Here is a 15,203-nt window from a genome sequence, read left to right on the forward strand (position 1 = left end):
TGCGTCCGGCCGCTGCCTTCAGGGGATGGGCGCCATATCCAGCCGCACCGCAATGCCATCCAGGCCGGGTCCCGCGCTGGGATAGCGCTGCATGACCAAGGGGTCGTGCCCGGGCACCACGTGCACGGGTGACGCCGCCAGGGCTTTCAGCCGCCGGTATCCCTGCAGTACGTCGCCCACGCTGAACACCAGCGGAAAAACGCGATCCTGCTCGAAATGCTCGTAGTAATGGCTGGCGTCCGAAGCCAGCACGACCCAGCCGCGCGCCGTATGCACGCGCACCGCCTGCAGGCCGCCGGTGTGGCCGCCGATCCGGTGCACGCTGATACCCGGCGCGATATCTTCGTCGCCGTCATGGAAGACCACGCGGTCGCCGAATACCAGGCGCACCATTCCGCAGACATGCTCGGGCTCATAGGCGCGGTTCAACATGCCGCAGCACATATGTCTACCCGTGGCGAAGGCCATCTCGCCATCCTGCAGATGGAATCGTGCGTTGGGATAGTCGCCCAGCGTACCGGCGTGATCGTTATGCAGATGGGTGATGACGACGTCGCCGACGTCCGCCGCCTTGATGCCCAACAGCTCCAGCGCGGCGGCGGGATGGCGCAGCAAGGTGCGGTGCCGCTTGTCGGCCATGTCCTGCGCGAAGCCGGTGTCCACCAGGACGACGCGCCGCGCGTCGCGTATGACCCACACGTAGTAGTCCATCGGCATCGGCGCGTCGTGCGGATCCCCGCCCAGGAAATTCGCGCTTCGCTGCGCCGGACGCGTTGCGTACTTTACGGCGTACACCTCGTAGCCCGGCGGACATTCCGCCGCGTCCATGGGGGCGCCGCCGGACACGGACGGGTTGTTGGCGGTGTGCTGCTGCGACATCGGACGTCTCTCTCCATACGGCACGCGTCAACGGGTGGCGCCGGTTCTGGCCCGGGCCTCATTGCGTGGCTCTTGATGCAGAGCAGTCTAATTTCCACCTTACAACCGATCAATTAGATAGAATTACAAACACTCGTGAAATTGATTCATCAATCCGCGCGGCGCCGCGGTTCCATGGCGCCGGACATGGAAGGCCATGGAAAATCTGAACGCGCTGCGCGTCTTCGCCAAGGTCGCGGAAACGCGCAGCTTCACTGACGCGGCCAAGCATCTGGGGCTGACCTCTTCCGCCGTGAGCAAAGCCATCACGCGGCTGGAACAGGAACTGGGCCTGCGCCTGCTGCATCGGACGACGCGCTCGGTGGGCCTGACGAACGACGGCGCCAGCTTTTTCGAGCGCTGCCAGCAGATCCTCGCCGACGTACAAGACGCGGAAAACTCGCTGAACCGTTCGCGCGCCGCGCCGCACGGACGCCTGCGCGTGCATATGCCGGTGGGCTTCGGCCGCCGCGTCATCGTGCCGCACTTGAGCGGCTTCATCGAACGCTTCCCCGATCTGGTACTGGACGCCGAGCTGAGCGACCGCATGGTGGACCTGGCCTATGAAGGCATCGACGTGGCCGTGCAGATCGGCGAACTGGCGGACGCGCGATTGATCGGGCGGCGCTTGTGCAACCTGCGCTTTGTCGCCTGCGCCGCGCCGGAATACCTGGCGCGCCACGGCGAACCGACGACCCCCGAAGAGCTGGACCGGCATCACTGCCTGGCCTATGTATTGATGCACACCGGCCGTTATCGCGAATGGCAGTTCGTCAAGGACGGGCGCACCTTCGGCAAGACGGTATCCGGCCGCCTGAACATCAATAATGCGGAATCCCTGCTGGAAGCGGCCACCGCGGGCCTGGGCGTGGCCATGATCAGCAACTTCATCGCCGCCGATGCGCTCAGCGACGGCAGGCTCAAGCCCATCCTGACCGACTACGTCGCGCTTGGTCCGCAGGTATCGGCGGTCTATCTGCCGAGCAAGAATCTATCGCCCAAGGTGCGCGCCTTCGTCGATTTCCTGACGGACCTGATTTCCAGCAACCCGCATTGGGACGAAGGCGGCGGCTTGCCCTATCGGCACGCGACATAGCTGGCTATACTGCCCGACGGCCCGCCATCCCCGGAATGCCCCTCTTGTCCACGCAGCCATCCCGCCCCGCACCGGTAAAGTCCCGCGCCCACCGCGCGCAGAAAAGCGGATACACGCAGAAGGATGTGGCGCGCGAGGCCGGCGTATCGCAAAGCGCGGTTTCGCGCGTGTTCGCCGGCCGCGGCTATGTCGCCGCCGATGTGCGCCAGCAGATCGAAAAAGCCGCGCGCAAGCTGGGCTATCTGCCGGACATGGCGGCGCGCTCGCTGGTCAAGGGACGCTCCAACATCGTGGCCGTCGTCACCAGCAATATCACCCACCCCTTCGTGCCGCAGATGCTGGAAAAGATGACCCTGGCGATCCAGCGGCGCGGACAGGAAGTGCTGCTGCTGAACTCCCCGCCCGGCCAGGACATCGACCGCCAGCTACCCTTGGCGCTGCGCTACCGCGTGAAGGGCATCCTGATCGCCAACGTCAGCATAGGCGGACGCGCGGCGCGGCAGGTACGGCAAAGCGGCACGCCCATCGTCATGGTCAACCGCTATGTCGAGGAAAAAGCCGTCCACGGCGTTTCCTGCGACAACGTGCATGGCAGCAGCCTGGTGGCGCGGGACTTTATCGCGGCCGGCAAGCGGCGCATCGCCTATATCGGCGGCCTGCCGGATTCGCCCACCAACGTCGTGCGGCGCGAAGCCTTCCTGCAAGCCTTGCGCGAGCATGGAATCGCGCCCGAGGTCGTACTGGAGGGCGCGTTTTCGCATTCCTGGGGCTACGAGGCCGCCGGCCTGCTGCGCCAACGCCGATCGCGCGTGGATGCGGTGTTCTGCGGCGACGACATGGTCGCCATCGGCATGCTGGACGGCTATCGCGGAATGCCGGGCGGGCTGCGCGCCGCGCCGGCCATCGTCGGCTTCGACGATATTCCCAATGCCAGCTGGCCGCCATACATGCTGACGACGTACAGCAACCCGCTGGACCGCATGATCGAAGCGGCGCTGGACCTGCTGGATCACCCCGCGGAGGAGGCGCCGGTGCGCCAGGTCCTGCAGGGAGAACTCGTGCGGCGGGCGTCGTTCTAGTTGCCGCTAGCGCCCGTCGACCGGGACCCGCGGATCCAGTACGTCGCGCAGGCCGTCGCCGATAAGGTTCAGCCCCAGCACCGTCATGCCCAATACGAGCCCCGGAAACAGGCAGATCCAGGGCGCATCGGGAATGAAGTCGCGCCCATCGGCGATGATGTTGCCCCAGGTGGGCGTGGGCGGGGGCGGCCCCACGCCGATAAAGCTGAGCACCGCCTCGGCCAGTATCGAAATCGCGAAGATGAAAGTCATCTGCACGATCAGCGGCGCCAGGCTGTTGGCGGCGATATGGCGGACCAGGATGCGCAAATGCCCCGCGCCCGCCACCTTGGCCGCCTGCACGAACTCCATCTGCGACAGCACCAGGGCCGCGGCTCGCATGATGCGCGCCGTGCGCGGCGTATAAGTGATCACCAGGGCAATCACCACGTTCGTCTCGGAAGGCCCCAGCACCGACGCCAGCGCGATCGCCAGCAGTATCCCGGGAAACGCCATCAGCGCGTCCATCACGCGCATGATGGGGTTCTCCAGGCGCCGGAAATAACCCGCGCACAGGCCGATGATCGTCCCGGCCAGGCCCGTGAAAAGCGTCACGAAAAAGCCGATGCGCAGCGACACGCGGCTGCCATACAGCATGCGGCTGAACACGTCGCGGCCGAAACTGTCCGTACCCATCCAGTGGACGGCGTTGGGCGCCCCGAGCCGGTAGCGGTAATCGTTGACCACCGGCGAATACGGCGCGAGCCAGCCGGCCAGCAGCGACATCAACAGGATGATGGTGAGCAGCACCAGCCCGGTCATGAACAGGCGGTGGCCGCGCAAGCGCGCCAGCATGCGCGATTGCGTCAGGCGACGCCACCGGCCGGGCGCCGCCTCCGCCCCCTGGGCTGTCCGGCCCGCCGCGAGATCACCGGCCATAGCGCACCCGCGGGTCAAAGACGGCGTACAGCAGATCGACGACGAGATTCACGATCACCATCGCACAGGCGATCATCAGCAAGCCGCCCTGGATCACCGGCAGATCGCGGCGCTGGATCGCGCCGATCACCAGCCGTCCCACGCCTGGAATGGAAAACACCGACTCCACGATCACCGCCCCGCCTATCAGGATGCCCACGTTCACACCGATCACCGTCAAGGTCGGCACCGCGATATTGATCAGCGCATGCCGGCCGACCACGGTGCGCGGCGGCACGCCCTTGGCGCGCGCGGTGCGGATGTAGTCCTGGCTCAACACCTCCAGCATGCTCGATCGCGTCATGCGGGCCAGCAGCCCCAGCTGGGTCGCCGCCAGCGCGGCGGCCGGCAGGAACAGGCTGTGCAGCCAGCCCAGCGGACTTTGCATGAAAGGCACATAACCGCCGGTCGGAAACCAGCCCAGCTGCACTGAAAACAGATAGATGCCGACCAGTCCCAGCCAGAAGTCCGGCAGCGACAGGCCCAGCATCGACAAGGTCATGGCAAGCTGGTCGACCCAGGTATTGCGTCGCACCGCCGCCAGCACGCCCGCGCTCATGCCGACCGCGACGGTCATGAGCAACGCCAGCAGCGTCAAGGACGCCGTCACGGGCAAACGCTCGAGGATGGCGTCGGTGACGCCGCGATTCAGCAGCAGGGATCGGCCCAGGTCGCCGTGCAGGACGTTGACGTACCAGCGCCACGCTTGCACATAGGCGGGCCGGTCCAGGCCCAGTTCCGTACGCAGGCGCGCCAGCTCCTGGGCACTGGCGCCCGGTCCGGCCAGCTCGGCGGCGGCGTCGCCGGGCACCAGCCAGATCAGGCTCAGCGTCAGCAGCGACACCAGCAGCAAAACCGGAATGGCGCTCAACAGACGGCGCACCAGATACATCAGCATGCGAACTCCCCGGGCGGCGCCGCGGCACGGCGGTGCGCCGCGACCGTTTGCCAACCACGCTTATTCGTACCAGACATCCCACATGCGCGGGACGCGATGCGGCACGAAGTTCTTCAGGTTGGACCGCGCGGCCTCCAGCACACCGATGTCGCCGACCTTGATGGCGTACACCTGCTCATAGACGATCTGCTGGATCGTTGCGAAGGCGGCCTTGCGGTCCGCGAAGTCCGGCGCGCTGTTCAGTTTCGCCACGGCCGCTTCCAGGCCGGCGTCCTTGTGATGCTGCCAGTTCTGGTCGCCCGTGAACAGCACCGCCACGCCGTTCGGCCCTTCGTACGGCTCGATGCCGACCATGATGGGGAACAGGTTCCAGCCCGTGGGCTTGTCGCGCGCCGCGAGCGTGGTGGGCCAGTCGGCGATGCGAAGCTTGACGTTCATGCCGATGGCTTGCAGCTGCTGCGTCGCGATCACCGCCGTGTCGTTGTGGTTCTTGAAGCCGTTGTCGGCGATGAAGGTGATTTCCTCGCCCTTGTATCCCGATTCCTTCAACAGCTTCTTGGCCAGCTCCACGTTGTGCTGGTTGTACAGGCTCTTGCCGACGTCGCCGGCATAGTAAGGCGTGCCGGGATGCTGCCAGCCATGCGTCATGCGATACAGGCCGTCGGTGGAAATCGCCATGATCTCCTCGTCGTCCAGCGCGGCCTGGATGGCCTGGCGCACCTTCAGGTTGTCGGTGGGCGGCGCGCCGGCGTTCAGGATGATGGTCTGGAAGGCCCAGGGCATCATCTCGTAGATCTTGATATTGCTGTCGTTCTTCAGGCGCTTGGCCGCGGTGGGCGAGATCGCTTCCAGCACCTGCACTTCATTGGTCTGCAGGGCCGACTCGCGCGCACCGGCCTCTGGCATGAAGCGGAACGTCACGGTGTCGAAATACGCGGTTTTGCGACCGCCCAGCCCGTCACGTCCCTTGTAGTTCGGATTGGCGGAATAGGCGTCGAAGCGCTTGAGCTTGACGTAGCTGTCCGGCTTGTACTCGACCAGCTGGAACGGACCGGTGCCGATGGTGTTGATCTGGTTCGGTCCCTTGGCCGCTTCTTCGGCGGGATAAATGGCCACGGGTGCGCGCGGCGAGCCCAGGAACTCGATAAAGCCCTGGAAAGGCTTCTTCATGAAGATCTTGACGGTGTAGTCGTCGACGACGTCGATATGGTCGACCAGCGTCATGTTCTGGGCGCTGCCGCCATAGCGGGCGTAGCGCTCCAGGGACGCCTTCACGTCGGCCGCCTTCATTTCCTTCATGTTGTGGAACAGGACGCCCTTGCGCAGCTTGATCTCGTACGACAGGCTGTCCGGCGCGACGGTATAGCTTTCCGCCAGCTCGGGTATGGTCTCGCCCTTGTCGTTGCGGGCGAACAGGGCCTCGTAGATATGCAGATTGATGTTGCGGGCCGCCTGCGCGAAGGTGATTTGCGCATCCAGGCTGGGCGGCTGCGCCTGCTGCGCCACCACCACGTCGCCGCCGCGCTTCTGTGCCTGCGCGGGCGCCGCCGCGAGGGTGAAGGCAGCCATGCATGCCGCGGCGAGCAAGCCGGCGGACGGAAAGAATCGCTTCATGTTCACTTCCCCTTGACCTTGACTGATCTTGATGCTCGTTATGCCGGCGACGGCCGCGACATACTCAGGTCGCGTAGTCCGGTTCCTGCTTGTCCAGCATGCGGCGCCAGGCGTCCAGGTGCAGGCGCGCGTCGAAGCGTTCGCCCCACGGACCGTTGTAGCGGTCCCGCAGCTGGTCGCCGATGCTCTTCAGCTTCATGCCGGTATTCATGGCGGTCATCTGGTACATGCAGGTGCGTTCGGCGATATAGAGCTCGTCGAAGGCCTCGGCCACGCTCGGACCGACCACCGTCACGCCATGGTTCTTCATGATCAGGATGGTGCGGTCGCCCAGTACGTCGGCGATGCGATCGCCCTCTTCGTCCCATAGCACCACGCCGTTGTGGATCTCGTCATAAGCGACGCGGTCGTACAGCATGGCGCTGTTCTGATGCACGAGCTCCAGCCTGCCCTCTTCCAGCATGGACAAGGCGGTCAGGTATTGCGGGTGGACGTGCAGGATGCAGCGCGCCTGCGGATGCTTCAGGTGCAGGCGGGCGTGGATATGAAAGGCCACCTTGCGCAGCTCGCCGTCGCCGCGCAGGACCTTGCCGTCCAGATCACAGACGATCAGATTGCTGGCGGTGATTTCGCTGTAGTGATAGCCGCGGGCGTTGATCAGGAACAGATTGTCGCTGCCGGGCAGCATCATGCTGCAGTGGTTGGCGATCTGTTCGTTCATGCCCAGGCGATTCATGGCCCGGAAGATGGCCGCCATATCGCAGCGGATCTCCCATTCGCCGTCGATCATGCCGGCGGGCCGCGCCGGCGCCGGTTGCGTGACTACGCTCATTTGCTCGTTTACCCCTGCCGGCGGCCAAGCTGGCCCCGCGACGTGAATGTGACCGTGGATGTGACTACGTATGCACATCATGGTAGAGGCCGCCCCGGCCGGGCGTCAACGGAAAACGCGGCGCTTGCGGGTTTTACCTAGGCAGCACTCGGGCGGCTCAACCTGCCTGGCGGCCGGCGAAGAAAGTGTCCAGCAGCGTCGCCAGCCGGGCGGCCTGCTCGACGGGCGTCTGATGGCCGCCCGGCACTTCGGCGTAGCGGCCCCGCAGGCTCGTCGCCAGCGCCTGGCCTTCGGCGGGTGTGGTGATCACGTCCTCTGTAGCGGACACGATCAGCGTGGGATATCGCCAGGGCTTGTTATGCATGCCGGCGCGGAACGTGCGCAAAGCTTGCAATTGCCTTTCCTGATCCGCCAACGATTGCGGCGCGGGATGCCGCGCAAGCGCCGCCTTGAGTCCGGCGACATTTTCCGGCACGTCCATCCACTCCCTGCCGGCGAACCATGGCAAGGCCGTATCCACCAGCAAATCCAGATCGGCGCCCGCCTTGCGCAAGGCCAGCAGGGTATCCAGGGCCAGCAGCGTAGTCCTGCTGAAAGCGTGGGTCGAATCAACTATGGCACATGGACCACAGGCCTCGGGATGCGAGGCCAGCATGGTCTGCACGATGGCGCCGCCCATGGACTGCCCTACCAGCCCGGGCCGCGACAAGCCCAGGTGCCGGATCAGGCCCACGGCATCCGCCGCCATGGTGTCGATCGTGAACGGACGACCGTCATCGCGGGTACGGCCCACCGCCCGGTTGTCGAAGGCAATAAGCCGATACCGGCGTGCCAGAGGCGGCACGACCGCGTCCCAGAATGTGGAGTCGCAGGTATAGCCGGCGATCAGAACGATGGGATCGCCCGCGCCGTGAATTTCATAATGCAAGTCCAGTTCGCCGATGCGGCATGTGGGCATGACGGATACTCCTGGTTCCAAGGCACTGCATCGGCGCCTATTTTTTCCTGGCGGGGATGGGGCGCCGCGTAATCTCTTGTACCCGGAATTATCGGGCGGCGAAGCATCGCGGCCAGCCATCGCGTCATTACATCGCAATCGCAATTCAACGGCTCTTCAATGAGCCTCCAGGAGGCGAGCGCCTGCGCCGCCACTCCAATCGGCCAGGTGTCGCTTGCCTCGTTTGCCCTCGGCCGGATACGGAGGGATAGTATTGGCCGCCACGCTTCGTCCCGATTTTTCCAATGAGTAGGAAACGCTCCATGCCGCGCAAGCCGCAATCGCAACAAGGCCCCTCCCCGATCACCCGCCGGCAAGCGCTGGCATGGGCAGCCGCCGCGCCCTTTCTGCTTATGCGGCCGGCGCTGGCCGCGACCGGCGCCGCATCGCGCCCTGGCGACGGGACTCGCGACGCCGGATTCGCCGCGTTGGAACACACCCATGACCGGCGGCTGGGGCTCTACGCGATCGACACGGGCAGCGGCCAGGAGGTCGCATATCGGGCGGACGAGCGCTTTCCCTTTTGCAGCACCTTCAAGGCCGTGCTGGCCGGGGCGGTGCTGGCGCGGGATGCCGGGCAGCCGGGCCTGCTGGACCGGCGCATCAGCTATACGAAGCACGACCTGGCGTCCTATTCCCCCATCACGCAACAGCATGCCGGCGGCAGTATGTGCGTCGCCGACCTGTGCGCGGCGACGCTTCAATACGGCGACAACACGGCGGCCAATCTATTGCTGCACCTGCTGGGCGGGCCGCCTGCCCTGACTGCGTTCGCCCATTCCGCCGGCAACGCCAGTTTCCGGCTCGACCGTTTCGAGACCGCGTTGAACACCGCCATCCCGGGCGATCCCCGCGATACGTCCACCCCGAGCGATATGGGAAGGCTGCTGCGCAACCTGATGCTGGGCGATGCCCTGCCCGCGCCGGCGCGGGCCAGGCTGGCGGACTGGATGCTGGGCAACAAGACCGGCGACCGGCGCATACGGGCCGCCGCGCCCGCCGGCTGCAAGGTGGCCGACAGAACCGGCACCGGCGATTACGCCAGCGCCAGCGATATCGGCGTGCTCTGGCCGATAGGCCGGCAACCGATGGTTCTGGCGATCTACACGACCGCTGGCGACAACCGGGCGCGGGCCGACGAAGCACTGATCGCGGCGGCGGCGCGCCTGGCCATAAGCCGCTTGGGATAGTCGCGCCGGATGCCCGGGGTATCAGGCGCCCGGATCCGCCACGGTTATCCCGGGCCCCCGCATGACCGAAACTCCCAGCTTGGCCAGGATGCCGCGGGTCGCTTCGTCCGGCACATCTTCTGCATACACCTGGATCCCCAGCGAGCGGGCCGTCTCCACCACCGACACGGCCAGTTGCTGGCTGCCCAGGCTGCGCGCCATGCCGGTGACGAAGCCGCCGCCCAGCTTCACATAGGATAGCGACAGGCTGTGCAGCTGGCTGACCGCGCTGAGCTGCTGCGCCAGGCGCCGCACGCCCACGTGGGCGCCGCAGTCGCGCGCGATGCGGCACAGTTCGGCCACGGCATCGCGCCGCTCCGCCACCGCGTGCGCGTCCACCTCCAGATAGAGCCGGGTCGCCAGGGTCTTGCGCTCCGCCAGCATGCGTTCCACTTGCAGCAGGAAGTTCGGATGCGAGAGCGACGGCATGGCGATGCGCACCGTTACGTCGCCCTCGTTCATCATCAGCCGGCTCACGGCCAGGCGCACGGCCTGGATATCGCACTCCGCCGTCAGGTCCAAGCGCGTCGCCGCGGGAATGAATAGTTTGGCGGGAATAGGTTCGGGCGCGTCCTGGCTATGCAGCATCAGGGTGGATTCCTGGCGGATGACGGAACCATCCAGCGCGCGCAGCGGTTCCAGCGCCAGCGTGAAGCGCTGCCGCTCGATGCCGTCGGTGATGGCCTGGCGCCAGGCGGATTCGCCATGCGCGGACAGCGCTTGCGCATCGTCGGTCGCCAGTTGGACGTGATCGTCGCCCGCGCTTTCGCCGCGCATCAGCGCGAAGTCCAGGCGTCCCAACAGGTCGCCCACCATGGCCCCGCGCTGGTAATCCGTCATGCCCAGCGCCCAGCGGCACAGGCCGCCCTCGCCCACCGGAATGCGCGCTTCGCGCAGTTCCGCGCGCAGGCGCTCGGCCACCAGCATGGCGGTCGGCGCCGGGCAGCCGGGCATCAGCACGGCAAAATCCGAGCCGTTCAGGCGCGCAACCAGGGTGCCGTTCAACTGGAATTGCTCCAGCAAGGCGGTCACGCGGCTGCCCAGACCGGCCAGCCACTGGTCCACGAACTCGCGCGGCATATGGCGGTTGATGGCCGCCAGATCGCGTTGGCGGAACACCAGGACGTGGCCGCTTTCCGGCGGCGATTCGCCGTCCTTCGGCTTGCCCGCGTCCATGTCCAGCGCCCGCAGGAACTCGTTGATGAAGTACTTGCGATTCGCCAGGCCGGTGACCGGGTCCTGGTTGACCTCGATCTCCAGGGACTCGATGCGGGCGGTCTGTTCCTCGGCGGTGACGCGCAGCTGTTCGCGCGTCTGGTTCAGGGCCTGCGTGATGCCGGACAACTCCGGCACGCGGGCCGTCAAGGGGCCGCCGAACTGGCCGCGTCCCATGGCCAGCATGTGTTCGCCCACCTCGGCCAGCAGGCGCTTTTCGATCCAGCGCACCAGCGCGAAGGCGAACAAGGCCCATACCAGCCCCGCCGCGACGATTACCAGGATCATCTGCAGGCTGCTTTCCCACAGCGTTTCCCAGGCATAGACGTCATTGGCCGTCAGCGTCACTTCGCCGATCTGGCGCCAGCCGTCGGTGACCACGTGGGTGGCCGATTTGGCGGACAGCGGCACCAGTCGCTGGAACCAGTTCGGCACCTTGCTCTGCGTCTGGCCGCTGCGCTCGATGATGACCTGGCCTTGCGGATCGGTCAGCCGCACGAGGGAGAAGTGCCCGCCGTCGTACAAAGCCGAAACCAGCAGCTCCTGCGTGACGCGTGAACTGTTGGCCGGCTGGGACAGGGACAGGGCCAGCGAAACGGCCGCATCGCTGCTCTGCACCTGCAGTTGCCCGGCCAGGTAGTCGCGCGCCGCGCTCACGCTCAGCGCCAGCGTGCCGAGCAGGATGATCGCGATGGCCAGGGTGATACTGAGCAGTAGTTGTCGGAGTATGGACATGGATGGGGTTCCTTCAACGCCTATTGCCGGATGCCTTCACGCGCCATGCGCTGCAGCAGATCCCGCCAGCGGCCGATGCGATCGACCGGGGCGGCATGTTTGCCGTCGACGTAAACGCCGTCGGCATTGAAACTGAATACGGGTACCAGATCGCGGCGCTGGCTGGCTGGCAGGATATCGGATATCAGGCTGTCCAGTACCAGCGGGACGGAATTGGGCGTCGGATAGTAGGCCAGCACCATGTGGGCGATCTGTTCGCTGCTCTCGGGGCCGCCGATGCGCGCGCGGACGTACACGAAGCGCAATTTGCCGGTCGGCACGCCCAGCTTGATCAAGGAAAAGTACTTGCCGATGACGAAGTCTTCGCAGTCGCCCGCGCCCTTGCCCAAGGACTCGAGCGGGGTCGCCCAATAATCCGCCTGGTGCCAGATCGTCTGGTCCTCGGCCTGCAGCAGGCTGCGGTTCCAGAAATTGTTGATACTGGTCAGCTTGTCGGCTTCCGGCAAAGCGGTATCGGCCTGCAGCAGTTGCAGCCAGGCGGCGACGGCATGCGCGCCCTTGCTGCCATAGCGGCTGGCCGCGACCTGCTCCAGCCGGGCCGTATCCAGCTCCAGCGCGCCGCTGATTCCCCACCCGAACAACAGGCAGAAGAAAGCCGCCCTGACCAAGGCCAGGACGGCGCGCGAAGGATGGGATTTAGCCATGAAACATATTGTAAGGCCTACCCGGCGCGGCGCCGTTCGACGACGCGCCGGGCGACCGGCCTAGGGCTTAGCTGTGGCCATGCAGTTTGCCCTTCTGGATCAGGTCATTGATGATGGCCTGGTCGTTCTGCAACGCTCCATTGTTGGTCAGATCCACGCCATGCAGCACGATCTTCTGGTCGAAGGCCTGCTGCGCGGCACCGCCCGTGGTGCTGACGTTGATGACCGTATCCGTACCGCTCTTGGAGAAGTGCAGGTACTTGGACAGGTCGCCGTCGGCCGGGTTGTTCAGCAGTTCGTGCAGGTCGAGGACATCCCCGCCGGCCGAGGCCGCACGGTTGTCGAAGTCCATGATGGTATCGACAGCCGGATTGGCGGTCGTGCCGCCGTCATGCAGCGACCACTTGAACGTATCCGACTCGTTGTCCGGGACCAGCCCGTTGCCGCCGTACAGCGTGTCGTTGCCCGCGCCGCCAACGATGATGTCCTTGCCGGCATCGCCGTACAGGGTGTCGTTGCCGCCCTGGCCGTAGATGACGTCGTTTCCGGCACCGCCGTGGATCGTGTCGTTGCCGCCTCGCGTGTCGCCGCCCACGTTCAGCGTATCGCTGTGCTGGCTGACGTAGTTGTAGACATCGCTCGACGTCGGGGCATGGCCCAGCGTATCGGTCAGGTAGTCCAGCAACCCTTGCAGGCCCTGCCCGTTGTGCGTGCCGGCCGGATGCTGCGCGGAGTTCAGCGCGTCGGTGTTGATCGTGTCGCCGAAGATGATGTCGTTGCCATCACCGCCGTTGATCGTATCCGCACCCACCGCCTGCGGATCGGAGTGCGATCCGCCACCGGTCAGCGCCGTGCTCAGGTCGCTCGGCTGCAGGACGATGTCGACCTCGCCGGTGGGACCCGTGACGAACTGGTGGTCGACCAGCGTGATGTTGTCCACGCTGATGCCCGCGCTGCTGTTGTTGTTGGTGCCGTCGTAGACCTCGAACGCCAGCCGGTACGTGCCCGAACCCACGTCGTTGGTCGTGATGTGGCCCAGGCTGGTGCCGGTCTGCACGTCGACCCAGTTGTTGTTGAGCCACTGCTGCAGGTGCCAGGTCACTGAGTCGCCGCTCTTGAACGACGACAAGGCCGCCAGGTCGAACTCGAAGTGGCCGGTATGGCCGTTGCCCACGGTAATGTTGTTGTAGGTATCGGTCGCGTAGACGGTCGACTTGGAATTGGTGCCGTTGGCCGCGTACGAGTCCGTGATCTGGATGGTGGTGCCACTGCCTTCGGTGAGGCTGCCCCCGCCGTTCTGCGTACGGGTCCAGTTGACATCGTTGTCCAGATCCCAGCTCCACGAAGAGCTCAGGTTGGTCGCGCCATTGCCGAAGTCGACCTGGCCCGTGCCCGTGCCATCGGTGTTGTCGAAGAACTTCAGGTAGTTCTCGTTGACACCGCTTCCGATACCGATCCCATGCACCGTGCTCATGGCCGCCAGCGCCTGGAACGCGTCTATCGAATGCTGCAGCGTGGTCGCGCTGGTCGAGGAACCGCCGCCACCGCCGTTGTACACCGTGGGGTCGCCGTCGGTCAGGAAGAAGCTCAGGTTGTCGTAACCGTTCGCCGTACCCTTGCCCGCGGCGGCCTGGGCGTTGAACCAGTTCACGGCGGAATCGAAGGCGTCCTCGTAGTTGGTCGAACCGCTGGCGTTCAGGTTGTTGATCGCCTTGATGATCGTGTCCGTCGCCTGATCCACGTCGCTCAGATCCAGGTTCTGGACAGTGATCGCCTTGTCCGCGCTGCTGCCGAAGCCGATCAGCGTGATGTTGACGATGCCATCATGGCCGGCCAACTGCTTGACGAACTGCGTCAGCGAGCTCTTCACCAGATCCATGCGGCTCTGGTTGCCGATGCTGTCGTCCATACTGCCCGAGTGGTCGACGATCAGCGCGATGTTGTAGTTCTGGCCCGGCGTGGTGGTGGTGACCGTGCCACCCGTATCGCCCAGGATGATGTCGTTGCCCGAACCGCCGTTCAGCGGCGGCGTCGTGCCGCCGTGGCCGTCGTTGTCGCCGGTGCCGTGATTGTCGCCCTGGATCAGGTTGTTGGTCGCCAGGCCGAAGTTGTGCTCCGTCGACGTGTCCTGGCCACCGTGCGCCGTACCGCCGTTGTCCTGCACCTTGAAGCCGAAGGACGTGTCCTTGCCGTCGGCGCCCGGGGTGTAGACGAGCTTGCCGGCGGCGATGTCGGACGCGGAGATCACCTGGCCGGCGGTCACGGGCTGGCCATTGAAGGTCAGCGAGCCGCTGTCCGGAATGCGCGTGATGATGACGTTCTGCAGGCTGTCGTGTTCACCGTGCGAGTCGGCGAAGTTGAACTCGCCCGTGGTGAACGTGTGGCTGCCGCCCAGGTTCACGGTCGCCGAGTTGTCGGCGGCCGTCGGCGCGTCGTTGGTACCGTCGATCGTGACCTTGACGTCGTGCGTGGCGGTGCCATCGGCCGACACGACGGTGAACGTACGGGTACCCAGGCTGTCATTGCCGGACAGGGCCTGCACGGCGGCATTGGCGTTGTCCAGCGTGTAGGTCCAGTTGCCGTTGGCGTCGATGGTGAAGGTGCCGTACTGGTCGTGGATGGTATTGGGCTGGAACGTGCTCTCGTTCGTGTCCGCATCCTGGATGGTCAGCTTGCCGTTCAAGGCCGCGCCGTCCTCATACACCGTACCGTGATCCGAACCATTCTGGCCCACCGTGATGACCGGCACGTCGTTGGTGCCCGTGACAGTCACCACCAGCGTCGCGGTGTTGGAACTGCCATGGCCGTCGGAGACGGTGTAGGTAATGGACGTGGTCGTCGACTGGCCGTTGGGCAGGTAGTCGAAGGTGTGGCCGGGATTGAAGGTATAGGTACCGTTGGCGTTCAGNGGTNNANNTGCGTGAACGTG

12 protein-coding genes are annotated in these 15,203 nt (G+C 65.5%); 3 read left to right on the forward strand and 9 right to left on the reverse strand.

Features of this window, described 5'->3' with window-relative positions:
- Positions 1-18 precede the first annotated feature (18 nt).
- Positions 19-828 carry an N-acyl homoserine lactonase family protein gene (locus tag ACNA0R_RS11745; RefSeq protein WP_415826400.1) on the reverse strand — a complete coding sequence of 270 codons (810 nt, stop codon included), beginning with the start codon at positions 826-828 and terminating at the stop codon, positions 19-21.
- Positions 829-1,075: 247 nt separating this feature from the next.
- Here ACNA0R_RS11745 and ACNA0R_RS11750 point away from each other — a divergent pair, with 247 nt between their 5' ends.
- Both ACNA0R_RS11750 and ACNA0R_RS11755 read left to right on the forward strand, forming a co-directional pair.
- Positions 1,076-2,014, forward strand: coding sequence for a LysR family transcriptional regulator (locus ACNA0R_RS11750; protein ID WP_415826185.1), 939 nt, complete (start codon positions 1,076-1,078; stop codon positions 2,012-2,014).
- Positions 2,015-2,058: 44 nt separating this feature from the next.
- The gene (locus ACNA0R_RS11755) at positions 2,059-3,093 is read left to right on the forward strand and encodes a LacI family DNA-binding transcriptional regulator (protein ID WP_415826186.1); all 1,035 of its coding nucleotides are present in this window, start codon (positions 2,059-2,061) and stop codon (positions 3,091-3,093) included.
- Positions 3,094-3,099: 6 nt separating this feature from the next.
- On the opposite strand, the gene ACNA0R_RS11760 is transcribed toward ACNA0R_RS11755, so the two are convergent.
- From ACNA0R_RS11760 to ACNA0R_RS11780, 5 genes are all read right to left on the reverse strand, one after another.
- Positions 3,100-3,927, reverse strand: a complete 828-nt coding sequence (locus ACNA0R_RS11760) for an ABC transporter permease (protein WP_415826187.1) — start codon at positions 3,925-3,927, stop codon at positions 3,100-3,102.
- Positions 3,928-4,000: 73 nt separating this feature from the next.
- Positions 4,001-4,948: an ABC transporter permease gene (locus ACNA0R_RS11765; RefSeq protein WP_415826188.1), complete on the reverse strand. Its 948-nt coding sequence runs from the start codon at positions 4,946-4,948 to the stop codon at positions 4,001-4,003.
- A gap of 60 nt (positions 4,949-5,008) precedes the next feature.
- A complete protein-coding gene (locus ACNA0R_RS11770) occupies positions 5,009-6,562 on the reverse strand; it encodes an ABC transporter substrate-binding protein (RefSeq protein WP_415826189.1) in 1,554 nt (517 codons plus the stop codon).
- Positions 6,563-6,626: 64 nt separating this feature from the next.
- Positions 6,627-7,394, reverse strand: a complete 768-nt coding sequence (locus tag ACNA0R_RS11775) for a class II aldolase/adducin family protein (RefSeq protein WP_415826190.1) — start codon at positions 7,392-7,394, stop codon at positions 6,627-6,629.
- Positions 7,395-7,551: 157 nt separating this feature from the next.
- Positions 7,552-8,352, reverse strand: a complete 801-nt coding sequence (locus tag ACNA0R_RS11780) for an alpha/beta fold hydrolase (protein ID WP_415826191.1) — start codon at positions 8,350-8,352, stop codon at positions 7,552-7,554.
- 392 nt (positions 8,353-8,744) lie between these two features.
- Here ACNA0R_RS11780 and bla point away from each other — a divergent pair, with 392 nt between their 5' ends.
- Positions 8,745-9,581 (forward strand): class A beta-lactamase, encoded by an 837-nt coding sequence (gene bla, locus ACNA0R_RS11785; RefSeq protein ID WP_415826401.1) that lies wholly within the window; start codon positions 8,745-8,747, stop codon positions 9,579-9,581.
- A gap of 21 nt (positions 9,582-9,602) precedes the next feature.
- On the opposite strand, the gene ACNA0R_RS11790 is transcribed toward bla, so the two are convergent.
- From ACNA0R_RS11790 to ACNA0R_RS11800, 3 genes are all read right to left on the reverse strand, one after another.
- Entirely contained in the window at positions 9,603-11,570 is a 1,968-nt protein-coding gene (locus tag ACNA0R_RS11790) for a bifunctional diguanylate cyclase/phosphodiesterase (RefSeq protein ID WP_415826192.1), read from the reverse strand.
- A gap of 20 nt (positions 11,571-11,590) precedes the next feature.
- Positions 11,591-12,274, reverse strand: a complete 684-nt coding sequence (locus ACNA0R_RS11795) for a transglutaminase-like cysteine peptidase (protein WP_415826193.1) — start codon at positions 12,272-12,274, stop codon at positions 11,591-11,593.
- Between the two features lie 67 nt (positions 12,275-12,341).
- A partial coding sequence (locus ACNA0R_RS11800; protein ID WP_415826194.1) for a VCBS domain-containing protein occupies positions 12,342-15,182 on the reverse strand: 2,841 nt, incomplete at its 5' end.
- Positions 15,183-15,203: the final 21 nt, after the last annotated feature.

The organism is Bordetella sputigena (assembly GCF_965137885.1).
Taxonomy (GTDB): domain Bacteria; phylum Pseudomonadota; class Gammaproteobacteria; order Burkholderiales; family Burkholderiaceae_B; genus Bordetella_C; species Bordetella_C sputigena.

Coding starts and splice junctions, on each gene's coding strand:
- ACNA0R_RS11770 (WP_415826189.1), bottom strand. CDS start 6,562: ATGAAGCGATTCTTTCCGTCCGCCGGCTTGCTCGCCGCGGCATGCATG.
- ACNA0R_RS11780 (WP_415826191.1), bottom strand. CDS start 8,352: ATGCCCACATGCCGCATCGGCGAACTGGACTTGCATTATGAAATTCAC.
- ACNA0R_RS11790 (WP_415826192.1), bottom strand. CDS start 11,570: ATGTCCATACTCCGACAACTACTGCTCAGTATCACCCTGGCCATCGCG.
- bla (WP_415826401.1), top strand. CDS start 8,745: ATGCGGCCGGCGCTGGCCGCGACCGGCGCCGCATCGCGCCCTGGCGAC.
- ACNA0R_RS11775 (WP_415826190.1), bottom strand. CDS start 7,394: ATGAGCGTAGTCACGCAACCGGCGCCGGCGCGGCCCGCCGGCATGATC.
- ACNA0R_RS11795 (WP_415826193.1), bottom strand. CDS start 12,274: ATGGCTAAATCCCATCCTTCGCGCGCCGTCCTGGCCTTGGTCAGGGCG.
- ACNA0R_RS11760 (WP_415826187.1), bottom strand. CDS start 3,927: ATGCTGGCGCGCTTGCGCGGCCACCGCCTGTTCATGACCGGGCTGGTG.
- ACNA0R_RS11765 (WP_415826188.1), bottom strand. CDS start 4,948: ATGCTGATGTATCTGGTGCGCCGTCTGTTGAGCGCCATTCCGGTTTTG.
- ACNA0R_RS11750 (WP_415826185.1), top strand. CDS start 1,076: ATGGAAAATCTGAACGCGCTGCGCGTCTTCGCCAAGGTCGCGGAAACG.
- ACNA0R_RS11745 (WP_415826400.1), bottom strand. CDS start 828: ATGGACGCGGCGGAATGTCCGCCGGGCTACGAGGTGTACGCCGTAAAG.